This is a genomic window from Gordonia sp. JH63 (genome assembly GCF_009856645.1).
Classification (GTDB): domain Bacteria; phylum Actinomycetota; class Actinomycetes; order Mycobacteriales; family Mycobacteriaceae; genus Gordonia; species Gordonia hongkongensis.
Window position 1 is genome coordinate 2,230,515 of sequence record NZ_CP047235.1, and the last position, 22,709, is coordinate 2,253,223.

General features: G+C 70.1%; 22 protein-coding genes. 16 read left to right on the top strand and 6 right to left on the bottom strand.

The genetic code is table 11. The features are described from left to right. Nucleotides 1-38: 38 nt before the first annotated feature. Nucleotides 39-863 (top strand): alpha/beta hydrolase, encoded by an 825-nt coding sequence (locus tag GR168_RS10080; RefSeq protein ID WP_058250113.1) that lies wholly within the window; start codon nt 39-41, stop codon nt 861-863. Between the two features lie 22 nt (nt 864-885). Here the strand turns inward: GR168_RS10080 and mtr are convergent, their stop codons facing one another. Beyond that, on the bottom strand, nt 886-2,283 hold the full coding sequence (mtr, locus tag GR168_RS10085) for a mycothione reductase (protein ID WP_159370646.1): 1,398 nt from the start codon (nt 2,281-2,283) through the stop codon (nt 886-888). Continuing rightward, nucleotides 2,280-3,308 carry an alpha/beta hydrolase gene (locus GR168_RS10090; protein WP_068971265.1) on the bottom strand — a complete coding sequence of 343 codons (1,029 nt, stop codon included), beginning with the start codon at nt 3,306-3,308 and terminating at the stop codon, nt 2,280-2,282. The genes mtr and GR168_RS10090 overlap by 4 nt, the downstream gene beginning before the upstream one ends. 196 nt (nt 3,309-3,504) lie before the next feature. Between GR168_RS10090 and mqo the strand changes: the two genes are divergently transcribed. The 6 genes from mqo to GR168_RS10120 are packed head-to-tail and all read left to right on the top strand — an operon-like array spanning nt 3,505 to nt 11,342. Beyond that, nucleotides 3,505-5,031 (top strand): malate dehydrogenase (quinone), encoded by a 1,527-nt coding sequence (mqo, locus tag GR168_RS10095; protein WP_065628965.1) that lies wholly within the window; start codon nt 3,505-3,507, stop codon nt 5,029-5,031. Between the two features lie 45 nt (nt 5,032-5,076). Continuing rightward, on the top strand, nt 5,077-5,580 hold the full coding sequence (locus GR168_RS10100) for a GNAT family N-acetyltransferase (protein WP_068971266.1): 504 nt from the start codon (nt 5,077-5,079) through the stop codon (nt 5,578-5,580). Beyond that, nucleotides 5,577-7,550, top strand: coding sequence for a VWA domain-containing protein (locus GR168_RS10105; protein WP_159370647.1), 1,974 nt, complete (start codon nt 5,577-5,579; stop codon nt 7,548-7,550). The genes GR168_RS10100 and GR168_RS10105 overlap by 4 nt, the downstream gene beginning before the upstream one ends. A 41-nt stretch (nt 7,551-7,591) precedes the next feature. Further along, entirely contained in the window at nt 7,592-8,209 is a 618-nt protein-coding gene (gene cobO, locus GR168_RS10110; RefSeq protein ID WP_159370648.1) for a cob(I)yrinic acid a,c-diamide adenosyltransferase, read from the top strand. Then, nucleotides 8,203-9,684, top strand: coding sequence for a cobyrinate a,c-diamide synthase (locus GR168_RS10115; RefSeq protein ID WP_159370649.1), 1,482 nt, complete (start codon nt 8,203-8,205; stop codon nt 9,682-9,684). Before cobO ends, GR168_RS10115 begins: the two co-directional genes overlap by 7 nt. Then, a complete protein-coding gene (locus GR168_RS10120) occupies nt 9,684-11,342 on the top strand; it encodes a GAF domain-containing sensor histidine kinase (RefSeq protein ID WP_065628960.1) in 1,659 nt (552 codons plus the stop codon). Before GR168_RS10115 ends, GR168_RS10120 begins: the two co-directional genes overlap by 1 nt. Nucleotide 11,343: 1 nt before the next feature. Here GR168_RS10120 and GR168_RS10125 read toward each other — a convergent pair whose 3' ends face one another. After that, entirely contained in the window at nt 11,344-12,039 is a 696-nt protein-coding gene (locus GR168_RS10125) for a response regulator transcription factor (protein ID WP_065628959.1), read from the bottom strand. A 139-nt stretch (nt 12,040-12,178) separates the two neighbouring features. Between GR168_RS10125 and GR168_RS10130 the strand changes: the two genes are divergently transcribed. The 5 genes from GR168_RS10130 to GR168_RS10150 all read left to right on the top strand — a co-directional run bounded on the left by GR168_RS10130 (nt 12,179) and on the right by GR168_RS10150 (nt 17,013). Continuing rightward, the gene (locus GR168_RS10130; RefSeq protein WP_159370650.1) at nt 12,179-13,186 is read left to right on the top strand and encodes an acyl-ACP desaturase; all 1,008 of its coding nucleotides are present in this window, start codon (nt 12,179-12,181) and stop codon (nt 13,184-13,186) included. Nucleotides 13,187-13,197: 11 nt separating this feature from the next. After that, nucleotides 13,198-13,464: a hypothetical protein gene (locus GR168_RS10135; protein WP_139104503.1), complete on the top strand. Its 267-nt coding sequence runs from the start codon at nt 13,198-13,200 to the stop codon at nt 13,462-13,464. 28 nt (nt 13,465-13,492) lie between these two features. Next, on the top strand, nt 13,493-14,797 hold the full coding sequence (cobA, locus tag GR168_RS10140) for a uroporphyrinogen-III C-methyltransferase (protein ID WP_238995064.1): 1,305 nt from the start codon (nt 13,493-13,495) through the stop codon (nt 14,795-14,797). A 189-nt stretch (nt 14,798-14,986) separates the two neighbouring features. Then, complete coding sequence (locus GR168_RS10145) at nt 14,987-16,444, top strand: DHA2 family efflux MFS transporter permease subunit (RefSeq protein ID WP_065629077.1); 1,458 nt, start codon at nt 14,987-14,989, stop codon at nt 16,442-16,444. A 98-nt stretch (nt 16,445-16,542) separates the two neighbouring features. Next, a complete protein-coding gene (locus GR168_RS10150; protein ID WP_238995065.1) occupies nt 16,543-17,013 on the top strand; it encodes a pyridoxamine 5'-phosphate oxidase family protein in 471 nt (156 codons plus the stop codon). A gap of 22 nt (nt 17,014-17,035) precedes the next feature. Here GR168_RS10150 and yaaA read toward each other — a convergent pair whose 3' ends face one another. Further along, complete coding sequence (gene yaaA / locus GR168_RS10155; protein WP_203235918.1) at nt 17,036-17,818, bottom strand: peroxide stress protein YaaA; 783 nt, start codon at nt 17,816-17,818, stop codon at nt 17,036-17,038. Between yaaA and GR168_RS10160 the strand changes: the two genes are divergently transcribed. Then, on the top strand, nt 17,817-19,547 hold the full coding sequence (locus GR168_RS10160; RefSeq protein ID WP_159371891.1) for a proline--tRNA ligase: 1,731 nt from the start codon (nt 17,817-17,819) through the stop codon (nt 19,545-19,547). The genes yaaA and GR168_RS10160 overlap by 2 nt on opposite strands. 6 nt (nt 19,548-19,553) lie before the next feature. Here GR168_RS10160 and GR168_RS10165 read toward each other — a convergent pair whose 3' ends face one another. Together GR168_RS10165 and GR168_RS10170 are read right to left on the bottom strand one after the other, a co-directional pair. Further along, nucleotides 19,554-20,039: a ferritin-like domain-containing protein gene (locus tag GR168_RS10165; RefSeq protein WP_159370651.1), complete on the bottom strand. Its 486-nt coding sequence runs from the start codon at nt 20,037-20,039 to the stop codon at nt 19,554-19,556. Beyond that, complete coding sequence (locus GR168_RS10170) at nt 20,036-20,599, bottom strand: hypothetical protein (protein ID WP_058250128.1); 564 nt, start codon at nt 20,597-20,599, stop codon at nt 20,036-20,038. Before GR168_RS10170 ends, GR168_RS10165 begins: the two co-directional genes overlap by 4 nt. Nucleotides 20,600-20,695: 96 nt before the next feature. Between GR168_RS10170 and rimP the strand changes: the two genes are divergently transcribed. The 3 genes from rimP (at nt 20,696) to GR168_RS10185 (ending at nt 22,702) form a co-directional block, all read left to right on the top strand. Beyond that, complete coding sequence (gene rimP, locus GR168_RS10175; RefSeq protein ID WP_159370652.1) at nt 20,696-21,292, top strand: ribosome maturation factor RimP; 597 nt, start codon at nt 20,696-20,698, stop codon at nt 21,290-21,292. Nucleotides 21,293-21,305: 13 nt separating this feature from the next. Then, nucleotides 21,306-22,316, top strand: a complete 1,011-nt coding sequence (gene nusA / locus GR168_RS10180) for a transcription termination factor NusA (RefSeq protein WP_159370653.1) — start codon at nt 21,306-21,308, stop codon at nt 22,314-22,316. Between the two features lie 101 nt (nt 22,317-22,417). After that, on the top strand, nt 22,418-22,702 hold the full coding sequence (locus GR168_RS10185) for a YlxR family protein (RefSeq protein WP_058250131.1): 285 nt from the start codon (nt 22,418-22,420) through the stop codon (nt 22,700-22,702). Nucleotides 22,703-22,709: the final 7 nt, after the last annotated feature.

The following is a 22,709-nucleotide window of genomic DNA, read 5'->3' on the forward strand; positions in this document are numbered from 1 at the left end:
GACGGGTTATCGTGGGCGCCATGACTGAAGACCGCCCCATGATCGACGACCGACGTCAGGTGACCGTGGGCGGCCTCACCTTCGACGTCCGGATCGGGGGACCGGAGACCGGTCCGTGGGTTCTGCTGCTGCACGGGTTCCCGGTGAACGGGAGCTGCTACGACGACGTCCTGCCGCGCCTGCACGAGTCGGGGCTGCGGACACTGGTCATCGATCAGCGCGGGTACAGCCCCGGCGCGCGGCCGCCCGGGGTGGACGACTACCGGCTCACCCACCTCGTGTCCGATGTGATCGGGGTTCTCGACGCCCTCGGCATCGGCTACGCGATCCTCGTCGGGCACGACTGGGGCGGCATCGTCGCGTGGCATCTCGCCGGGAAGTACCCCGACCGGTTCACCGGTCTCGTCGTCGCCAGCACCGGGCATCCGTCGGCCATGCGCGACGCGCTCGTCGGTAGCGACCAGCGTGAACGTTCCTCGTACATCCTCGATTTCGTGGCCGACGGGGCCGAGGAGAGGCTGCTCGCCGACGATGCCGCCGAGCTGCGGGCGGTGGGGATCTCCGAGGACGAACTCGCCCCGCTGCGGGAACCGGGCGCCCTGACCGCCGCGCTGAACTGGTACCGCGCGAACTTCACCGGCGACATCAAGGCGACGATGGCGTGCCCGCCGGTCGAGATCCCGACCACGCTGCTGTGGAGCGACGCCGACACCGCCCTGGGTCGCGAACAGGCGCAGGGCAGCGGCCGGTACGTCTACGGCGACTTCCGCTACTGCGAACTCGCGGGCGTGGACCACTGGATTCCGCAGCGCGCGGCCCCGGCCCTCGCCAGCGAGATCGCCCTGCGCTCAACGATTTTCTGAGCTCGCGCGGCGGGCCTGGCCGTCAGATCTCCAGGCCGAGGATCGCGTTCTCCAGGACCTCGGGCATCGCCGGGTGGATCCAGTACTGGCCGCGGGCGAGTTCGTGTGCGGTCTGGCCGAAGTGCATCGCCTGGATGACCGGCTGGATGACCGTCGGTGCCTGCGGGCCGATGAGGTGTGCGCCCAGCAACCGGCCGGTGCCGCGTTCGGCGATCAGCTTGCAGAATCCGGTGGTGTCCTCCATCGCCCAGCCGTAGGCGACATCGCCGTAGGCCTGGACCTTGACGGCGATGTCGTGGCCGGCCTCGCGAGCCTCGTCCTCGGTGAGGCCCACCGCGGCGATCTGCGGGTGGGTGAACACCGCCGCCGGGACGTACCGGTGGTCGAAGGCGTCCAGATCGGTTGCGTCCCAGCCTTTCAGGAGATTGGCCTGCACCACCCGCTGTTCGTGGTTGGCGACGTGCTTGAGCTGGTACGGCGAGCTGACGTCGCCCAGCGTCCACACTCCGCGGGCGGCGGTGCGACCGTGCTGATCACAGCGCACGCGACCTTCGTCGTCGAGCTCGATACCGACGGAGTCGAGGTTGAGCCGGTCGCCGTTCGGCTGCCGGCCGGTCGCGATCAGCAGGACGTCGGCCTCGAGTGTCGCGCCGTCGGAGAGCCCGACCCGCACACCGCCGTCGGGCAGATCCTCGGCCTCGGTGATCGTGGTCTCCAGCCGCACGTCCCACTTCTCCCGGGCCACCTGGGTGAAGCGGTTGGAGATGTCGGCATCCTGCTTGCGGAGCAGACCCGGGCCGCGCGCGATGATCGACACATGTGAGCCCAGCGCGCCGAAGACGTGTGCGAATTCCGCTGCGATGTAACCGCTCCCGACGATGATCAGGCGTTCGGGCAGCTCGGGAAGACGCATGACGTCGTTGTTGGTGTAGTAGGTGACCCCCGAGTCGGCGATGATCTGGGGGATGACCGCGCGCGATCCGGCGGCGAGCACGACCTCGTCGGCGAGAACGGTGTCGCCGTCTCGCGTGACCAACCGGTACCGGCCGTCGTCGTCGCGCCCGTCGAATTCGACATGGGAGTCGTACACGGTGATGTTCTCGCACCGATCGACCCGGTACTCCTTGCCGCCCTGCGACAGCGGGTCGATGCGGCCGAACACGCGCTCGACGATGCCGGGCCAGTCGACCGAGTCCACCTTCGAGTGCACGCCCAGGCGAGCACCGTGCCTGGCGATCTCGGCCACCTCGGAGGCGTAGACGAACATCTTGGTCGGGATGCACCCCACGTTGAGGCAGGTGCCGCCGTAGACGCCCTCCTCGAAGATCGCGAGGGTCTTGTCCGCGAAGCGGTCATCGGGAATGGCGTTGCCGCTGCCGGAGCCGATGATGGCCAGGTCGACGACCTGCGTGGCGGTCATAGAGGATTCTCGCTTTCGGTTGAGAGGACGGCGGACAGCCAGTGGTCGACCTCGCGATAGGCGTGCTCGCGTGCGTGTGCGACGGAGAGGAAGACGTCGTGCCGGGCGTCGGGGATCGGTACCGCGGTCACGCGGCCGCCGAGGCACCCGCTCCAGCGGGCGATGTGGGTGACGTCGAGGACGGCATCGGCATGATCGGTGGACGCCGAGTAGGTCCTGGCGAAATGCGTTTTGTCCGAACGTAACACGAGCGCGGGAACACCGACGTCGATGCCGCGGTGCAGGCGACGCTGACCGCTGCGCACCGCGTCGAGGAAACCGAAGGTGACCGGGAATCCGCCCAGCGGTTTCGCCGACAGGTCGTAGTTCCATTCGCCGTGAGCGCTGTCGTGCAGGCTCTCGCCGTAGGCCTGCGAGAGTTCCTTCGGTATCACCCTGGTCGGCGCGACGGCGGCGATCGCCTTGACGAGCAGCGTGACCGGGAGGGTGCGGAGCACCGCGTCGCCCTGCAGATCGAACCAGGGTGAGTTGAGCAGGAGTCCGTCAACTGCCGCGTGCAGCGCCGGCTCGCGCTGCCGCAACCGGTCGAGCCAGAGTGCGGTGATGAGGCCGCCCGTCGAATGCCCGGCCACCACGACCCGGCAGTCGGGTCCCAGCTCGTCGAGGATGATCCGCAGCGACGCGTTGAGCTCTTCGTCGTACATCGCGAGGTCGGTGGTGAAGTGCGGCGTGTGGTGCGATTGCCACGATCGCCCGCATTTTCGCAGGTCGACAGCATAGAACGCGTACCCGCGGTCGACGAAGAAGTCGGCGAGCGGCTCGTGGAAGAAGTAGTCGGTGAACCCGTGGACGTAGAGCACTGCGCCGCGCGCGGGTGACGACTCGGCGCGTCGCACCAGGGTCGCGGTGATCGGCGATTCACCGTCGGGATCGGGGCCCAGGGGGAGGACGCGTTGCCGGTAGTCCTCGAGAAATCGGTCGGGCTGCCAGTCGGCGGCTGCGGATGCGCTCACGGCGACCAGCATAGTGACAGGTCAGGACTGCCCGGATGTCGTGCAGCACACAGTTGCGAAGGTCGATTCTCGTGCTGGACGTGCCATGCTGGACAATGACGGTTGAGAAGGACCGGGTGAGAAGTGCCCGGTCGACAAGTTGCCATCCGGGACGACGTGCCGCGACGAACACCGGTCACAGTGTCCCTCCAGGTGAAGTGGAGTCCAGGTGTCGAAAACGGTGATCACGACCGACGTCGCGTTGGTGGGTGCGGGAATCATGAGTGCGACGCTCGGAGCGCTGCTCCGACAGCTTCAGCCCGACTGGTCGATCAGCCTGTTCGAGCAGCTCGACGCCGCCGCCGCCGAGAGCAGCGACCCGTGGAACAACGCCGGCACCGGACACTCGGCACTCTGCGAGCTGAACTACACGCCGAAGACCGCCGACGGCGACGTCAACATCGACAAGGCGCTCACCATCAACGAGCAGTTCCAGGTGTCGCGCCAGTTCTGGGCCCACGCCGTCGACAACGGCATCCTCGGTGACCCGTCGGAGTTCATCAACCCCATCCCGCACGTCGCCTTCACCCACGGCGCCGAAGGCCAGAAGTACCTCCGCAAGCGCTACGACAATCTCGCGACCCAGACCCTGTTCGAGGGCATGGAGTTCATCGACGATCCGGCCGAGTTCACCGCGCGACTGCCGCTGATGTCGGAGGGACGCGACTTCGCCGACCCGGTCGCGCTGAACTGGTTCGACCAGGGCACCGACGTCGATTTCGGCGCGCTCACCCAGCAGCTCCTCAATCATGTCGCCCAGGGCGCCGACATCTACTTCGGTCATTCGGTGACCAATCTGTCCAAGCAGTCCGACGGCAGCTGGATCGTGAAGGTCCGTAACGGCCGGACCGGGCAGAAGCTGTCCGTGCACGCGAAGTTCGTGTTCGTCGGTGCCGGCGGCGGTGCGCTGCACCTGCTGCAGAAGTCGGGCATCAAGGAGGCCAAGGGGTTCGGCGGGTTCCCGGTGTCCGGTGAGTTCTTCCGCTGCACCAACCCCGATCTCGTCGCCGAGCATCACGCGAAGGTCTACGGGCAGGCCGCCGTCGGTGCCCCGCCGATGTCGGTGCCGCATCTCGACACCCGCGTCATCAACCACAAGCCGGGCTTGCTGTTCGGCCCGTACGCCGGATGGTCGCCGAAGTTCCTCAAGAGCGGCAAGATCACCGACCTGCCCGCCTCGATCAAGCCGGGCAACCTGCTCCCCATGGTGTCGATCGCTCCCAAGGAGTTCGGGCTGCTCAAGTACCTCATCAGCGAGCTCGCCGCCGGGCCGGCCGACCGGGTGAAGACGCTGTCGGAATTCGTCCCCCGCGCGCTCGGCGCCGACTGGGAGCTCATCACCGCCGGACAGCGCGTGCAGGTCATACGCAAGACCGGGATGGGTGGTCAGCTGGAGTTCGGCACCGCGGTCGTCGCGGCCGGCGACGGCACCATCGCCGGGCTCCTCGGTGCGTCCCCAGGCGCCTCGACCGCCGTGCCGGCGATGATCTCGGTGCTCGAACAGTGCTTCCCGAAGGAGTACGCGGGCTGGTCGTCGAAGCTGACCGCGATCATCCCGTCCTTCGGTCAGAAGCTCAACGACAACCGCGACCTGTACCGCCAGGTGTGGGACTGGACGAACAAGACGCTGCAGCTGACCGACCGGAACGAGGTCCCGGCCGAGACCGGCCGGCTCGCGCCCGCCACTGCCGGCTGATCGCGCGAGGTGAAGTCCGGTCGCCTTGTGTGCTAACCACGACACATGATCCCTGAACCGCGGGTCCACCGCGCCCTGGCCGACGACATGGACGCAGCCACGCTCTATCGGGTCCTCCGGCTGCGGGTCGAGGTCTTCGTCGTCGAGCAGGCCTGTCCGTATCCCGAACTCGACGGCCGAGACCTGGAACCGACGACGCGCCAGTTCTGGATCACCGACGGTGGGGACCGGGCCGACGGAGGCGACGAGGACGGGCCAGACCCCGGGGCGGTACTGGCGACGCTTCGTCTGCTCGAGGAACCGGAGGCCGACGGCGGACAGGTCTTCCGGATCGGCCGCGTCTGCACCGAACGCAACCATCGGGGTCACGGCCTCGTGGCGACCCTCATGACCGCCGCGCTCGCCGAGGTCGGGGAGCGCCCGTGCCGGATCGAGGCGCAGACCTACCTCACCGAGATGTACGGCAAGTTCGGCTTCGTCCGTGACGGCGACGACTACCTCGAGGACGGAATACCCCACGTGTCGATGCTCCGCGCCGGGTCACGATGACGACCCTCGGTGAACTCCCCGCTTCCGTGGACCCCCTCGCTGATGTGCGCTATCCGTTCAGCGCCGTCGTCGGGCAGGAGCAGCTCAAGCTCGCACTGATCCTGTCGGCCATCTCGCCGGGCATCGGGGGTGTCCTGATCCGCGGTGAGAAGGGCACCGCGAAATCGACCATCGTGCGCGGGCTCGGCCCGCTGCTCAGCGTCCCCGGTCCAACGGACGACACCACCGGCCGCGTGGTCGAACTGCCCATCGGTGCAACCGAGGACCGTGTGATCGGCTCGCTCGATCTCACCTCGGTGCTGCGGGACGGCCGTGCCGAGTTCACTCCCGGTCTGCTCGCCCGGGCGCACCGCGGGGTGCTGTACATCGACGAGGTCAACCTGCTCGCCGATCACCTCGTCGATGTGCTGCTGGACGCGGCGGCCAGTGGACGGGTCACGATCGAACGCGATGGTGTGTCGCACACCATGGCGGCCGATTTCGTACTCGTCGGCACCATGAACCCGGAGGAGGGAGAGCTGCGCCCGCAGCTGCTTGACCGGTTCGGACTCGCCGTCGACGTGGCCGCCGACCGCGAGGTCGACGAACGCGTGGAGGTGGTGCGCCGCCGCATGGCATACGACGCCGACCCGGCGTCGTTCGTCGCCGCCCACGCCGCCGCCGAAAACGAACTGACACAACGGATCGCGAGCGCACGAGCCGCCGTGGGTGCGGTGGCCCTCCCGGACCGGGAGTTGCGCCGTATCGCCGGGATCTGCGCCCACCTCGACGTCGACGGACTCCGCGGCGACATCGTGGTGGCCCGGACCGCGCTCGCTCATGCCGCCTGGCGCGGGGCCACCGCCGTCGAGGACGTCGACGTCCGGGCGGCCGTCGAGCTCGCGCTGCCGCATCGGCGCCGCCGCAACCCCTTCGACGAGTCGGGGCTCAGCCGCGACCAGCTCGACGAGGCGATGTCGGCGGGCGAGGACGCGGCCGGACCCGACACACCCGATGACGACCCGGAACCGCCCGAGACACCACCGCCCGGTGGCGGCGGCGAGGCCCCGGACTCCGCATCCGACACCGGCCCGGCGCCCGACACCGACCCCGATGCGGCTCCCGAGACCGGCGACACCGACGCCCCGCAGCACGCGCCCGGCCCGGCGTTCGGGTCCGTGCCGACCTCGACGGCTCGCCGCATGCCGACCCTGCGCGTCGAGGGACTCGGCGACGGTGACCCGGGTCGCCGCTCGAAGGCGCGGAGCCGTCGCGGACACACCACCCATGCGGTGGACTTCGATGCCGGCCGACCGGTGCATCTGTTCGGCACGGTGCTCGCCGCCGCGGGGCGGGCTGGTCGCGGCGGGGACGGGTTCGAGCGCGGTGTGCGGATCGCCGCCCCCGACCTGCGGTCGGCGCAACGGGTCGGCCAGGAGGCCAACCTCGTCGTCTTCGTGGTCGACCTCAGCGGGTCGATGACCGCCCGGCGTCGGCTGGCCGCGGTGTCCGAACTGTGCGTGGAGATGTTGCGCGACTCATATACCCGCCGCGACCGCGTCGCGGTGGTCGTGGCGCGGGGTTCCTCCGCGACGCTTGCGGTGCCGCCCACCAAATCGGTCGAGATCGCGGTGCGCCGCCTCGAGGAGATCCGTACCGGCGGCCGGACACCGCTCGGCGAGGGCCTGCAGCTCGCCGCCGATGTCGTGCAGCGGTGTCGCCGCGCCGAGCCCGACCGGCGGCCGCTGCTGGTGGTGCTCACCGACGGACGTGCCACCTCAGGACGAGGCGCGATGGCACGGGCGCGGGAAGCCGCGGACGGTATCCGTCGTCGCGGCATCGGGTCCGTGGTCGTCGACTGCGAGCAGGGGATGGTCCGGCTCGGACTCGCCGGCGATCTCGCGGCCCACCTCGGCGCGAGCCTGATCCCGATGGACGAACTGTCCGCCACCGCGCTGACGGGACACGCACCCGCGCGGGGAGCGGCCTGACCGCCCCCGCCACCCCGATCTGAGACCAGAGGAGAAGTCGAGTGCCGCAGGGAGTTCCGGTCAGCATCCCCGATGACGGCTTGACGACGCGACAGCGCCGTAACCAGCCCGTCCTCGCGGTGCACACCGGCGACGGCAAGGGCAAGTCGACCGCCGCTTTCGGGATGGCGATGCGCGCGTGGAACGCGGGTATGCGGGTCGCGGTGTTCCAGTTCGTCAAGAGTGCGAAATGGAAGGTGGGGGAGGAGTCGACGATGCTCACCCTCGACCGGGTGCACGCGGAGACCGGCGCCGGAGGGCCGGTGGAATGGCACAAGATGGGTCAGGGCTGGTCCTGGTTGCGGGCCAACGACGACCAGGACGACGACCACGCGGCCGCCGCCCGGGCCGGGTGGTCGGAGATCGCACGCCGTCTCGATGCCGGCGAACACGACTTCTACGTCCTCGACGAGTTCACCTATCCGCTTCACTGGGGCTGGGTGGACACCGCCGAGGTGCTCGACACCCTCGCCCGCCGACCCGGACGCCAGCACGTGGTCATCACCGGCCGGCGCGCCCCGCAGGCCCTCGTCGACGCTGCCGATCTCGTGACCGAGATGCACAAGATCGCCCACCCGATGGACGCCGGACGCAAGGGGCAGAAGGGGATCGAATGGTGATCTCCGCGCGGGCGTCGACGCCCGCCGTCGTGATCGCCGCGCCGTCGTCGGGCAGCGGCAAGACCACCGTGACGACCGGCCTCATCGGCGCACTGCGGGCGGCCGGACACCGGGTGGCGCCGTTCAAGGTCGGCCCCGATTACATCGACCCCGGCTACCACGCCGTCGCGGCCGGACGACCCGGACGCAATCTCGACCCGAATCTCGTGGGCGCCGAACGCATTGCGCCGCTCTTCGCCCACGGCGCCGCGGGCGCCGACATCGCGGTCGTCGAGGGCGTGATGGGCCTCTTCGACGGCCGGATCGTGGAGCGCGACAGCGGCAACGGCACGGGTGGCAGTCCAGGTGGCGATGCCGGTTCACTCGGCGTCGGCTCCACCGCGCACGTCGCGTCGATCATCGGTGCGCCGGTGATCCTCGTCGTCGACGCCGCGGGCCACAGCCAGTCGCTGGCCGCCGTGCTGCACGGGTTCCTCTCCTACGACCCCTCGGTGTCGATCGCGGGCGTCATCCTCAACCGGGTCGGCTCGCCACGCCACGAGATGGTGCTGCGACAGGCCGCCGCGCGGGTGGGACTGCCGGTTCTCGGTGTGCTGCGGCGCCACCCGTCGCTGACGGTGCCCTCCCGGCACCTGGGCCTGATCCCGGCCGCCGAACGCAACGCCGACGCGGTCGCCGCCGTGAACGCGATGACCGCGCACCTGCGCGGCGCCCTCGACCTGCCGGCGATCGTGGCCGCCGCCCGCGGACGTGCGGTCCCCGACGCCGCGGCCTGGTCGGCTGCGGAAGCCGTCGCGCCGTATCGTCCCGCAGCGTCGGCCGGTTCGCCGGTGATCGCGGTCGCCGGGGGCGCGGCGTTCACCTTCGGTTACGCCGAGCACGCCGAGGTGCTGACCGCCGCCGGCGCGCGCGTCGTCGTCTTCGACCCGCTCGTGGACCGGTTGCCCGCGGACGCGGCCGGCGTGGTGATCGGTGGCGGATTCCCGGAAGAACACGCCGAGGCGCTGGCCGCCAACGATCTCCTGCGCGCCGACCTCCGGGCGCACGCCGCGGCGGGTCGGCCGATCCACGCCGAGTGCGCGGGCCTGCTGTACCTGTGCACCGAACTCGACGGGCACCCGATGAGCGGCGTCCTCGACATCCCCGGCCACTTCGGCCCGACCCTGACGCTGGGATACCGCGATGCCGTGGCCGTGGGCGACTCGGCCCTGTTCCGGACCGGCGAACGCGTCACCGGTCACGAGTTCCACCGCAGCGGGGTCGGCGACGGCGCGCTCGCCCCGGCCTGGGCCTGGCGGGATTCGGCGGGCCGCGCGTCGATGCACGGGGTCGCGACGGCCGCAGTGCACGCCTCGTACCTGCATCTGCATCCGGCCGCGATCCCGGAAGCGTTGTGCCGCTTCGTGTCCCGATCCGCCGAGAGTGGGCGGGTGCCGACGCCCCAGTCCGTCGGCGACGCCCCCGGGGCGTCCTGATGCTGGCGCACCGGCTCCGCGAGACGCTCGACGCGCTCGCCGATCACGGTGCCGACGATCCCGCCCTGCTCCGGGAACTGCTGGAGGCGGTGCTGGTGGTCGGGCAGGGGGTCGAACTCGACCGCGCGCTGCAGCGCATCGTCGAGGTCGCGGCGGGACTCGTGGACGCCCAGTACGGTGCCCTCGGCGTGCGCGGGCCGGACGGCGGGCTGAGTGAATTCGTGCACATCGGCATCACCGATGCGCAACGCGCCACCATGGGACATCTGCCGGTCGGCCGCGGGGTCCTCGGCCTGCTCATCGACGATCCCCGCCTGCACCGCATCCACGACCTCGGCGCCCATCCGACGTCGGTCGGGTTCCCGCCCAACCACCCCCCGATGCACACCTTCCTCGGTGCTCCGATCATGGTGCGCGGCGAGGTGTTCGGCAGTCTGTACCTGACCGAGAAGCGGTCCGCGGAGGACTTCTCCGAGGTCGACGAGACCGTCGTCGCGGTGCTGGCGGTGGCCGCCGGGATCGCCGTCGACAACGCGGGTCTCTTCGAACGGGCCCGCACCCGCCACCGCTGGATGCAGGTCCTGGCCCGGCGTGGGTCGGAGCCGCTGGCCGGAATCGCGCTGTCGGACACCATGTCCCGGATGTGCGCCGATGTCGCCGGTCTCGTCGGCGCGGTCGATGTCTACCTGCTCACCGAGATGGCGGGGGAGGTGGAACTACGCGGGCACACCGGCGATCCGGTGGAGATCGAGAACTTCATCCCGCCGGACGCCACGGCGCTGCGGGTGCAGCGTTCCGGCCAGATCGCCGAGTCGCTGATACGGGGCGGCGCCCGCTGGACCTCGGTGCAACCCCTCCAGCGCGCATCGGGGGCGTTCGGCTGGATGCTCATCACCCACCGTAACCGCCCCTACTGGGACGACGAGGAGATCGCCGGGCTCGCCGGTGTCGCCGAGGTCGCCTCGCTGGCGGTCGTCTACGCCGAGCAGCAACAGATCGCCCGCGATCTCGAGGTCCTCGAAGACCGGCACCGCATCGCCCGCGACCTGCACGATCATGTGATCCAGCGACTCTTCGCGGTCGGGATGTCGGTACAGACGTTGCTGGCCGGGACCACCGATCCGGCCGCCGCGGCCGCGCGCCTGGAGCAGATCATGACCGACCTCGACCGCACGATCGCGCAGATCCGCACCTCGATCTTCGACCTGCAGACGCCCTACGGAACCGACATCGGCCCGACGCTGCGGCGGCGGGTGCTCGACATTGTCTCCGAACTGTCCGGGCACGCGTCGATCTCGCCGAGCGTGGAGTTCGACGGCCCCGTCGACACGGTGGTCCCGGACTCCCTCGGACCACACATCGACGCCGTCCTGCGAGAGGGCTTGAGCAACGCGCTCCGGCACGCGCGGGCCGACCACATCGCGGTGTCGGTGACCGCCGACGACGTCCTGACCGTCGAGATCAGCGACGACGGGGTCGGCATCGGCGCCGACGTCACCTATCGGGGTCTCGAGAACCTGACGCGCCGCGCCGAGGACTGCGACGGGACGTTCAGCATCGTCACCCGCCCGCGGGGGACGAGTGGGGGCGGGACGAGCGAGGGCCGGACCAGCGGCGGCGGGACGACGCTCACCTGGTCGGTGCCGCTGGTGGGTTGACTCACTCCTTGCCGTCGCGGAGTCTGGTCGCCATCACGGCGACCTGGGTGCGTCGCTGCATGTCCAATTTGCCCAGGATGCGGGACACGTAGTTCTTGATCGTCTTCTCCGCCAGGAACATCCGGCCGGCGATCTGCCGATTGGTCAGGCCCTCGCCGATGAGGGCGAACACCTCGCGCTCCTGATGGGTGAGCTCGGCGAGCGGATCCTTCTCGGTCTGCTTCTCGTTGCGCAGCTTGGCGAGCAGGGCCGCCGTGGACCGATCGTCGAGCAGTGAACCGCCCCGACCGACGGTCCGGACCGCGGCGACCAGGTTGTGCCCCAGGATCTGTTTGAGCACGAAACCCGAGGCGCCGGCGAGGACCGCGGCGAGCAGTGCATCGTCGTCGGCGTAGCTCGTGAGCATCAGGCACTTGATCCCCGGTTCGGCCGCGCGGACGTCCCGGCACAGCTCGACCCCGTTGCCGTCGGGCAACCGGACGTCGAGCACGGCGACATCGGGCTTGGTCGCCAGGATGCCGACGAGGGCTTCGCCGACCGAGGCCGCCTCGCCCACCACCTCGATGTCGCCGGCGGTCCCGAGTAGGTCGCGCAGACCGCGCCGGACGAGTTCGTGGTCGTCGACGAGGTAGGCGCGGACCGGATTCGGGGACGGGGTCGGATCGGCGGTGGCCGAATCGGTCGTGGCAGGGGACATGGGTCTGAAAGTACCGGATGTGCGGCGCCGGGAAGTCGCGACGTCGGACCCCATACAGGCGGGACCTTCGCCTCACGAGCACCACCCGTCCCGCCGCGCAGAGTGGATGGTACGACCCCCGCTGTGATCAGGAGAGCACGTGACCACCCTCATCGGACCCCCCGACGCCGAACCCGCCGACCGCGGCATGACCGGTTCGGATCTACTGCGTGAACTGCTGCCCGTGTGCGAGACCGAGGTCGAGCGGCACATGAAGATGACGCGCGACTGGCACCCGCACGACTACGTGCCCTGGGACGACGGACGCAACTTCGCGGCTCTCGGCGGACTCGACTGGGATCCGGCACAGTCCCGGCTCTCCGACGTCGCCAAGGCCGCGATGATCACCAACCTGCTCACCGAGGACAACCTGCCGTCGTACCACCGGGTGATCGCCGACAACTTCACCCTCGACGATGCCTGGGGCTGGTGGGTGGGGCGCTGGACGGCCGAGGAGAACCGCCACTCGATCGTGATGCGCGACTACCTGGTGGTGACCCGCGGTGTCGACCCGGTCGAACTCGAAGAGATCCGCATGGCGCACATGACGTCGGGGTTCAACCCCCTGCCCGACGACGACGGGCAGCGCGACCACAGCTTCGACATGCTGTTCGCGGTCGCGTACGTCAGTTTCCAGGAACTGGCCACCCGGGTCTCGCACCGCAACACCGGGAAGGCATGCGGGGACCCGATCGCCGACCGCATGCTGCAGCGTGTCGCGGCCGACGAGAACCTGCACATGCTCTTCTACCGCAACATCGTCGCCGGCGCGCTCGACCTCGTTCCCGACGAGACCATGGCCGCCATCCACGCGATCGTGACCAACTTCCAGATGCCCGGCGCGACCATGCCGAACTTCCGGCGCAACGCCGTGTTGATCGCCAAGGGCGGCATCTACGATCTGCCGCAACACATGTCGGACGTCGTCATGCCCGTGCTGCGGAAGTGGCGCATCTTCGAGCGCGACGACTTCGGGCCGGTCGGCGAGCACTACCGCGAACGCCTCGCGGCGTTCCTGGAGGAGATGGACGTCAAGGTGCGCAAGTTCGAGGAGTCGCGGGAGCGGGCGCTGCAGCGCCAGCACGCACGAGAACTGCGGGCCCGGTGACCGACGTGACCGTGACCGAAGTGAGGGGGACCGGCGCTGGGAAGTCCGCCTCCGCCCCTGCCGGCTTCGCCACCGCGATCGCCATGGCCGAGGCCGCCGTGGATCGGAACCCGCTGTGGTGGAACCAGATCCGGATCAACGCCGACGACTCGCTGGATGCCGCGTTCTGCACGTCGAGCCTGCTCGGGGCGCTCCTGCAGTCCGCGGCCCACCGGCTCGGTGTCCCGGCTGCCGATGTGTGGGCCCACGTCCGCCGGACGGGTGAGTTGCCGCTCTAGATCAGCTGTCCCGGTAAGGTCAGCTCCCATGTCCGAGCCTGCCTCCGCCGTGTCTAATGTCCCGGGGTCGAATGTATCGGGGTCGAATGTCCCAGGACCCCCGCACGTCCCCGGGCCCGATGCTTTCCCCTCCGGCGAGGGGCACTACCTGGTCGGCCTCGACCTCCGCGGACGCAAGGTCGTCGTGGTGGGCGGCGGGTCGGTGGCGCAGCGGCGGCTGCCCAATCTGGTCGCTGCGGGTGCCCACGTGCACGTCATCGCGCTCGATCCCACCCCGGCCGTCGAATCCTTCACCGGCATCACCGTCACCCAGCGCCGCTACGCCGACGGTGATCTGGAGGGCGCCTGGTACGCGATGGCCTGCACCGACGATCCCGCCGTCAACGAGGCGGTGGTGGCCGAGGCCGAGCGCAGGCACACGTTCTGTGTCCGGGCCGACGACGCCCGCCACGGCACCGCCGTCACCCCGGCATCCGGCCGTCACCGCGACGTCCAGTTCGGCGTCCTCGCCGGCGGCGACCACAAACTGTCGGCCGCACTCCGCGCCGCGATGAGCCGTGCCCTCGCCGAGGGGTCGCTGAGTGTCGACGACGCCGCCCCGCACGCCGCCGGCGTGGCCCTCGTCGGTGGCGGTCCCGGCGACCCCGACCTGATCACCGTCCGCGGCCAACGGCTCCTCGCCGAGGCCGACGTGGTGGTGGCCGATCGGCTCGCGCCCCCCGAACTGCTCGCCGAACTCGGCCCGCAGGTCGAGGTGATCGACGCCGCCAAAGTGCCCTACGGCCGCGCGATGAAGCAGGAAGCCATCAACGACGTCCTCGTGGAGAAGGCCAAGGAGGGCAAGTTCGTGGTCCGCCTCAAGGGCGGCGACCCCTATGTCTACGGGCGGGGTTTCGAGGAACTGCAGGCTTGTGTGGCCGCCGGGGTCCCGGTCACCGTGGTGCCGGGGATCAGCAGCTCGATCGCCGCACCGGCATCGGCGGGCATCCCGGTGACGCACCGCGGCGTCACCCACGAGGTCGTGATCGCCTCGGGCCACGTGCCGCCCGGCCACCCCGACTCGCTGATCGACTGGTCGGCCATGGGCAAGCTGCGCGGCACCCTGGTCCTGATGATGGCGGTCGAACGCGTCGAGGTCTTCGCCGACGCCTTGCTCGAGGGCGGCCGGCGGCCCGACACCCCGGTCGCGATGATCGAGAACGGATCCCTGCCGACCCAGCGTCTGCTGCGTACCGATCTCGCCCACGCCGGCGAGGTCGCGGAGGCCGAGGGGCTGCGTCCGCCCGCGATCGTCGTCATCGGCGACGTGGCCGCGTTCACCGAGGGCGCCTGACCGGATCAACCCAAACCGGATCAACGCAGATTGGCATGTCCCGGCGGTCGGCCGGTACGGTCGTTCTCTATGTCGACTCCCGGAGCTGCGAACACCGGAACCGTGAACACTGGAACGGTGAACACAGGAGCGGGGAACAGCGAGCAGTTCCGTCCGGTCTTCGGACTGCCGATCCTGGTGCTGTCCGGGATGCAGTTGCTCGTCGTGCTCGACGGCACCGTGGCCGCGCTGGCGCTCCCGAGCATCCGCGACGCGCTCACGCTCTCGGAGTCCAGCGCCAATTGGGTCATCAGCAGCTACGTGCTGGCGTTCGGCGGTCTCATGCTCCTCGGCGGCCGACTCGGTGACACGTTCGGGCGCAAACGGATGTTCATCGTCGGCGTGGTCGCCTTCACCCTCACCTCGCTGCTGTGCGGACTGGCCTGGAACGAGGCGAGCCTCCTCGCCGGCCGGGCCCTGCAGGGCGCGTCGGCGGCGATCGCGGCGCCCACCGCCATGGCGCTGGTCGCCACCACCTTCGCGCCCGGCAAACCGCGCAGTCAGGCCTTCGCGGTCTACGCGGCCATGACCGGCGTGGGATCGGTGGCCGGGCTCATCCTCGGCGGGGTGCTGACCGAGCTGTCGTGGCGCCTGGTCTTCCTCATCAACGTGCCGATCGGTCTGATCGTCGTCGTCGGGGCGATCGTTGCGCTGCGGGAATCCCAGGGTGAGCGGCTGCCCCTCGACGTGCCCGGCGCGGTCCTCGGCACCCTCGGTTGCACCCTGCTGGTGCTCGCGGTGAACGAGGGGCCCAACGGTTGGACGGCGCCGGTCGTGGTCGGCTCGTTCATCCTCGGCGCCCTCGCCCTGGCCGCGTTCATCGTGGTCGAACGGCGCGCCCGGAACCCACTGCTGCCGTTCTCCCTCTTCGACAACAGCTCACGCGTCGCAGCCCTGCTCGCCATCCTGCTCGCCAGCATGATCATGATGTGCATGGCGGTGTTCATCTCGCTGTACCTGCAGGGCATCCTGCAGTACTCGCCGATCCAGAGCGGGCTCGCGGTCGTGCCGTTCGCGTTCGGGCTGGGCATCGCCGCGGCGATCGCGTCGAAGCTGGCGCTGATGATCCAGCCGCGCTGGCTCGTCCTGGTCGGCGGCGCGGTGATCCTCGTCGGCTGCCTCTACGCATCGTCGATCGCGACCGACTCACCGGACTACTTCCCGAGCATCTTCGTCCCCGTCGTCGTGATCGGCTTCGGCGTCGGTCTGGCAGTCATCCCGCTGACCTTGTCCGTGGTGGCCGGGGTGGGCACCACCGAGATCGGCCCCCTGACCGCGCTCGCGCAGGTCGCGCAGAACCTCGGCGGGGCCGTCGGCCTGGTTGCCGTCGGTGCGATGGTCACCTCGCGCGCGCTGTCGAAGGGCGGCACCACCGCGCCGGTCGAGACGATGAATCCCACCCAGCTCGCCGCGCAGGCCGAGGGTTACGGGCTGGCCTTCGCCGCCTGCGCGGGCATCGCCGTCCTCGCCGCGATCGTCGTGCTGTTCATGCGGTTCACGCCCGAGCAGGTCGCCGAGGGACAGGCCGCCCAGGAAGCCGCCGACGCCGGGCTCGACGCCGGGCTCGACGCCGAGCCGAACACCCCGGGGTCCGACACCCGGCGATGAATTCCGGGCGGACGCACGGTCGGTCCCGGTATGGACGCCAAGAATCTCGCTGAGCTCTACGACATCGGCACACTCGACTGGCAGCCCGTCGCGGCCCGATGACCGCCGGGGTGTCCCAGGCGCCGGGGACCGGTGGTCCCGACCGGCACACGTGGTGGATCGCCACGATCAACGCCGACGGCAGCCCGCACGTCACCGGAATCGGGGCGCTGTGGCATCGGGACGCGATCTGGCTGGAGACCGGTCCGTCGACCCGGAAGGCGCGCAACCTCGCCCGCGACCCGCGCTGCACCCTGTCGGTGGCACTCGACGAGGCCGACCTGGTGGTCGAGGGCGACGCGAACCTGGTCACCGAGCCCGCCGTCGTCGCCGAGATGGCGGAGCTGTGGGCGGGCGACGGGTGGCCGTGCCGCGTCGACGAGTCGGGTGCCGCGCTGACCGCCGACTTCAGTGCGCCGTCGGCCGGCCCGCCGCCCTGGTATGTCTACCGGGTGACGCCGCGACGGGCGACCGTCCTGCAGACCGTGGAGCCCGGTGGCGCAACCCTCTTCGACTTCGACGCGCAGTAGCGTCGCGGACCTCGGTGCCGGGTCAGTCGGTCAGTACGACGATGCGGTCCGGCGCTTCGATCTCGACCCGCTGCCCGGCGTCGGCGAGGACCGCGGCCACACCGTTCACGTCGCGTACGGAACGCCGCGTGCGGACCAGCTCGCGGGCCATCAGACCTTTGTAGTGCTTGTTGAAATGGCTGACCACCTTGCGTGAGCCGTCCGGTTGTTCGGTCATCACGGTCGCCGTCATCGCGCCGCGCACAGGACCGAGCTGGTGGTAGACGCCCGAGCGCAGGTCCACGACGAAGTCGTCGACCGCGTCCAGCGCGGGGGACAGGTCCGGTTTCCACAGCGCCGCCAGGGTCGGCATCCCGGGCAGTTTGGACCCGCCCGAGAGTCGATACGCGGGAATCGGATCCGGTGCCCGCACGACACCGAACAGCGCCGACCCGATCGCCAGCCGGTCGGCGGCCTTGGTCTTGCCTGCCCGAGTCAGCGACCGGTGATCGAGGGCGTCGTAGAGGACGCCGGTGTAGCGCTCGAGAGCCGGCCGGGTGGGGGACAGCCACAGGTCGGCGTTGCGGTCGACCTCGTCGAGCTGGGTGGCGCCGAGCCCGAGCGCGGTACGACTGGCCTCGAGGTCGGCGGCCAGGGCGACGAGCGCGTCGGCGACCTGCTTGCGGACCGGGTTCAGCTCGGGGAAGGACAGCGTGTCGAGATCCAGGGGAGCGCCGCGCCCGCCGTCGGATTTTGTTTCGGAGGGAGGCAGGATGACGAGCACCGCAACACCATAACTAAGCTGGTTGGTCGTGATCACACGCATGTCGACCCTGTTCCTGCGGACCCTGCGCGACGACCCCGCCGACGCGGAGGTCCCCAGCCACAAGCTGCTGGTCAGAGCCGGCTACATCCGCCGAGTCGCGCCCGGTGTGTACTCGTGGCTGCCGCTCGGTCTACGCGTGCTGAAGGCGATCGAGAACGTCGTCCGCGAGGAGATGAACGCCATCGGCGGCCAGGAGATCCTGCTGCCCGCCCTGCTGCCCCGCGAGCCCTACGACACCACCAACCGCTGGACCGAATACGGCGACTCGCTCTTCCGCCTCAAGGACCGCAAGGGTGCCGACATGCTCCTCGGCCCGACCCATGAGGAACTGTTCGCGACGCTGGTCAAGGGCGAGTACTCGTCGTACAAGGACATGCCGGTCATCCTCTACCAGATCCAGACCAAATACCGCGACGAGGAACGGCCGCGCGCGGGCATCCTCCGCGGACGTGAGTTCGTGATGAAGGACGCCTACTCCTTCGACCTCGACGACGACGGACTCAAGACCGCCTACAACGCGCACCGTGAGGCGTATCAGAAGATCTTCGAGCGGTTGCGGATCGAGTACGTCATCGTCGCCGCGACCTCCGGCGCGATGGGTGGCAGCGCCTCCGAGGAGTTCCTGGCCGAGTCGGCGGTCGGCGAGGACACGTTCGTGCGCTGCGTCGAATCCGGCTACGCCGCCAACGTCGAAGCGGTCATCACCCGTGCGCCCGACCCGCTGCCCTACGACGACCTGCCCGCGGCGGTCGTCCACGACACGCCCGGTACCCCGACGATCGACAGCCTGGTCGACTGGGCGAACGCGACGCTCGACGGGCAGTACACCGGCGCCGACACCCTCAAGAACGTGCTCGTGAAACTCCGTGTGCCGGGCGGTGACTGGGAGATCACCGGCATCGGTGTTCCGGGCGATCGCGAGGTCGACGTCAAGCGTCTCGAGGCGTCCGTCGAACCCGCCGAGGTCGAATTGCTCACCGACGCCGACTTCGCCGCCAACCCGTTCCTGGTCAAGGGATACATCGGACCGAAGGCGCTGGCCGAGAACGGCATCCGCTACCTCGTCGATCCGCGGGTGGTCGAGGGGACGTCCTGGATCACCGGCGCCGATGAGCCGGGCCGGCACTACGTCGGTCTGGTCGCCGGCCGCGATTTCACGCCCGACGGGACGGTCGAGGCCGCCGAGATCCGCGACGGCGATCCGTCGCCGGACGGCGCCGGACCGCTGGTGAGTGCCAAGGGCATCGAGATCGGGCACATCTTCCAGCTCGGCCAGAAGTACACCGACGCCTTCGAGGTGGACGTTCTCGGCGAGAACGGCAAGCCGGTCCGCCTGACCCAGGGTTCTTACGGTGTCGGGGTGTCGCGTCTCGTCGCGGTCATCGCCGAGCAGTCCCACGACGACAAGGGTCTGCGCTGGCCGAAGTCGGTGGCGCCGTTCGCGGTTCACCTCGTCATCGCCAACAAGGACGAGGCCGCCGTCGCCGGCGCCGAGCAGCTCGCCGCCGACCTCGACGCGGCCGGTCTCGAGGTGCTCCTGGACGACCGGAAGGCGTCGCCCGGAGTGAAGTTCAAGGACGCCGAACTCCTGGGGATGCCGACCGTGGTGGTCGTCGGGCGCGGATATGCCAACGGCACCATCGAGATCCGCGACCGCTTCACCGGTGAGGCCACCGAGGTCGCGGTCGACACCGCGGTCGACGCGGTGGTGGCGGCCGCCCGCGGCTGAGGCGGCTCAGCCGTCCGCGGGGGAGCCGGGGAACGCCACCGTGACCGGGCTCTCCTGCAGAGCCACCCGCCAGCGCGCGGCGCGCACCGCGCTGTCCGACAGCCCGTCGGCGCCGATCCGGCGTCCGGTCTCGTCGTCGGCCTGCTCCAGCAACGCACGATAGGCGCTCGCACAGTCGTTCTCGGCGCCGAGCGCGGCGCGGGCCGCCGTGGTCGGGTCGGTGACCTCGATCGGCAGCGTGTAGCCGGCGGCCGCCAGCGGCGGCGTGTTCCCCGCCGCCTCGATCGTCCGGTCGATCTCGTCGCGTCGGGCGCGATGGGCGTCGGCGTACTCGGCGACGGTGCGTCGACGGGAGGCGGCGACGAAGGCGGTGATGACGCCGTAGGTGAAGATCGCGGCGTTCTCGGTCTCGGCGGCGACGACCAGCGGGTCGTCGGGATCTGCTTGCGCGGCCGGTGAGTTCGACGCCGGTGTGTTCACGGGGGACGTCATGCCAGTTGCACCTCTCGCATCGAAGTGACGGCCGCGGCGACCGACCCGGTCAGCCCGGCTGCGTACCCGGCGGCGCCGAGCGCGACCCGGCGGGCCTGCCCGGCCGCGGCGTCGAGATCGACGCGCAGTCGAGCGAGGGACGGCGCCGCCGGTGGGGCACCCGCCGGGGATGTCGAGGCGGTCGCCGAGGTGGCGGGACGGTCGAGTGTCGCCGCCACCTCCTGGTCGAGCCGGATGATCTCCTCGCGCAGTGCGCGAGCGTGCTGGGCGCGCTGATCGGCCACGACACCGAGTGCGGTGGCGTAGGCGGGCTCGACGGCGACCAGGGCGCGCGCGGTGCTCTCGTCCGCGGACGCCGAGCGCACCAGGGGCACCAGGCTCTCGGCCAGCAGGGTCTCCGCGGAGGGCGACGAATCGCAACCGGTCAGTCCGACGCCGGCCGCCCCGGCACCGACGACGACGGCGCCCGCGAGGAGTCCGCCGCGCAAGGCGGTGCGCCGGTCGATCGGGTGCCGCAGGGTCCGTCGCTCGATCGGGGGCATGCTCACCCGGGACATCATGCCAGCAGTTCTCCGCGCGATCGATCCACTAGGATGTTCGGAGCAACGTCGTGCGAGACCCGGCACGGCCCGACAACTGAAGACGAGGGGAGTGGCATGCCGATCAGCCCGACGCAGGTGCGCGAACTCGTCGAAAAGCTCGTCGCCGAGCGGGGATTCGACCTCGAGGACATCACGGTGCGCAGCCGGGACGGCCAGGACGAACTGTCGATCGTGGTCGACCGCGACGGTGGCAGCGACCTCGACGTCCTCGCCGGACTGAGCACCGAGATCTCCGACCTCCTCGACGCCACACCAGACTTCGCCGACCTCGCCTATGTGCTCGAGGTCACCTCGCGCGGCGTCGACAGCCCGCTGACCCTGCCCCGGCACTGGCGTCGCAACACCGGTCGGCGCGTCGTCGTGGAGGTCGACGGCGGACCCGGATCGCAGCCGCGCACCGTCGCCGGACGCATCGGCAGGCTGCTCGACGACCCGGCGCCGGCGGTCGAGGTGGTCGCGAACCACAAGGGGCGGATCGCGATGGAGACCGTCGACCTCGCCTCGGTGACCCAAGCCGTGGTGCAGGTGGATTTCTCTCAGCCGAGCGTCCGCGAGCTCGAACTGTGCGGCCTCGAACCCGACGAGATCGAAGCGCGCCGCGCCCCCGCCGCCGCGCGACAACTGAACACGACAAATGAACACGACAAGTGAATAGGAGACCGACATGAACATCGACATCGCCGCCCTGCGCATGATCGAGGCCGACAAGGGCATCTCGATCGAGACCGTCATCACCGCCATCGAGACCGCTCTGCTGACGGCCTACCGCCACACCGACGGTTTTGCACCGCACGCCCGTGTCGACGTCAACCGCAAGTCCGGCGCCGTCCGCGTGATGGCGCAGGAGGTCGACCAGGACGGCAACGTCGTCCACGAATGGGACGACACCCCCGAGGGTTTCGGCCGCATCGCGGCGACGACCGCACGGCAGGTCATCCTCCAGCGCCTGCGCGACGCCGAGAACGAGAAGAACTTCGGCGACCTCGTCGCCCACGAGGGTGAGATCGTCGGCGGCGTCGTGCAGCAGGACTCGCGCGCCAATGCGCGCGGGATGGTCGTCGTCCAGATCGGCAGCGACGCCAACTCGACCGAGGGCATCATCCCGCTTGCCGAGCAGGTGCCCGGCGAGGTCTACACCCACGGCGACCGGATCAAGTGCTATGTCGTCGGCGTGAGCCGCGGACCGCGCGGTCCGCAGATCACCCTGTCCCGGACCCACCCGAACCTGGTGCGCAAACTGTTTTCCCTCGAAGTGCCCGAGATCGAGGACGGCAGCGTCGAGATCGTCGCCGTGGCGCGCGAGGCCGGCCACCGGTCGAAGATCGCGGTGCACACCGGCGTGGCCGGCCTCAACGCGAAGGGCGCGTGCATCGGTCCGATGGGCCAGCGCGTACGGAACGTGATGAGCGAACTCGCCGGCGAGAAGATCGACATCATCGACTTCGACACCGACCCGGCGGTCTTCGTCGGGAATGCGTTGTCGCCCGCGAAGGTTGTCTCGGTGACGGTCGTCGACGCCGCCGCCAAGGCCGCGCGGGTCATCGTGCCGGACTATCAGCTGTCGCTGGCCATCGGCAAAGAGGGCCAGAACGCCCGGCTCGCGGCCCGGCTCACGGGGTGGCGGATCGACATCCGGTCCGACGCCGCGCCGGCGGCCGAGGGCGGGCCGGAGTGACGCGCAGCGGCCGATTGTCCCCGCCGGGCCCGCTCGCGCTAGACTGATCGATGGTTCAGCGATCCGCCCCCCGTTCGCGAGCCGGCGGCACACCCATCCGGATGTGCATCGGTTGCCGGCAGCGGGCAGAGGCCGGCGAGTTGGTCCGTGTCGTCGCACAGCTGTGCGGTGACACCCCGACAGTCGTGGTCGATCCCGCGAAGACCATGCCGGGACGAGGCGCGTGGCTGCACGCGCGGTCGGAGTGCATCTCCACCGCGACGCGACGCCGGGCCTTCGCCGCGGCACTCCGGACCCCCGGTCTGACCGTGGACCCGGACGATCTCACCGAACAGCTCGGCGCGATCACCCACCAGAGGATGGCTCCCCGGAGCCGGAACAGGTAGCAGAAGA

What these genes read in the sequence shown, in the direction of transcription:
- GR168_RS10090 (WP_068971265.1), bottom strand. Translation starts at nt 3,308, where the DNA reads ATGCTGGTCGCCGTGAGCGCATCCGCAGCCGCCGACTGGCAGCCCGAC.
- GR168_RS10125 (WP_065628959.1), bottom strand. Translation starts at nt 12,039, where the DNA reads ATGTCCCCTGCCACGACCGATTCGGCCACCGCCGATCCGACCCCGTCC.
- GR168_RS10105 (WP_159370647.1), top strand. Translation starts at nt 5,577, where the DNA reads ATGACGACCCTCGGTGAACTCCCCGCTTCCGTGGACCCCCTCGCTGAT.
- cobA (WP_238995064.1), top strand. Translation starts at nt 13,493, where the DNA reads ATGTCCGAGCCTGCCTCCGCCGTGTCTAATGTCCCGGGGTCGAATGTA.
- mtr (WP_159370646.1), bottom strand. Translation starts at nt 2,283, where the DNA reads ATGACCGCCACGCAGGTCGTCGACCTGGCCATCATCGGCTCCGGCAGC.
- yaaA (WP_203235918.1), bottom strand. Translation starts at nt 17,818, where the DNA reads ATGCGTGTGATCACGACCAACCAGCTTAGTTATGGTGTTGCGGTGCTC.
- GR168_RS10145 (WP_065629077.1), top strand. Translation starts at nt 14,987, where the DNA reads ATGCAGTTGCTCGTCGTGCTCGACGGCACCGTGGCCGCGCTGGCGCTC.
- rimP (WP_159370652.1), top strand. Translation starts at nt 20,696, where the DNA reads ATGCCGATCAGCCCGACGCAGGTGCGCGAACTCGTCGAAAAGCTCGTC.
- nusA (WP_159370653.1), top strand. Translation starts at nt 21,306, where the DNA reads ATGAACATCGACATCGCCGCCCTGCGCATGATCGAGGCCGACAAGGGC.
- GR168_RS10185 (WP_058250131.1), top strand. Translation starts at nt 22,418, where the DNA reads ATGTGCATCGGTTGCCGGCAGCGGGCAGAGGCCGGCGAGTTGGTCCGT.
- GR168_RS10160 (WP_159371891.1), top strand. Translation starts at nt 17,817, where the DNA reads ATGTCGACCCTGTTCCTGCGGACCCTGCGCGACGACCCCGCCGACGCG.
- GR168_RS10100 (WP_068971266.1), top strand. Translation starts at nt 5,077, where the DNA reads ATGATCCCTGAACCGCGGGTCCACCGCGCCCTGGCCGACGACATGGAC.
- GR168_RS10080 (WP_058250113.1), top strand. Translation starts at nt 39, where the DNA reads ATGATCGACGACCGACGTCAGGTGACCGTGGGCGGCCTCACCTTCGAC.
- GR168_RS10150 (WP_238995065.1), top strand. Translation starts at nt 16,543, where the DNA reads ATGACCGCCGGGGTGTCCCAGGCGCCGGGGACCGGTGGTCCCGACCGG.
- GR168_RS10115 (WP_159370649.1), top strand. Translation starts at nt 8,203, where the DNA reads ATGGTGATCTCCGCGCGGGCGTCGACGCCCGCCGTCGTGATCGCCGCG.
- GR168_RS10165 (WP_159370651.1), bottom strand. Translation starts at nt 20,039, where the DNA reads ATGACGTCCCCCGTGAACACACCGGCGTCGAACTCACCGGCCGCGCAA.
- GR168_RS10170 (WP_058250128.1), bottom strand. Translation starts at nt 20,599, where the DNA reads ATGATGTCCCGGGTGAGCATGCCCCCGATCGAGCGACGGACCCTGCGG.
- GR168_RS10120 (WP_065628960.1), top strand. Translation starts at nt 9,684, where the DNA reads ATGCTGGCGCACCGGCTCCGCGAGACGCTCGACGCGCTCGCCGATCAC.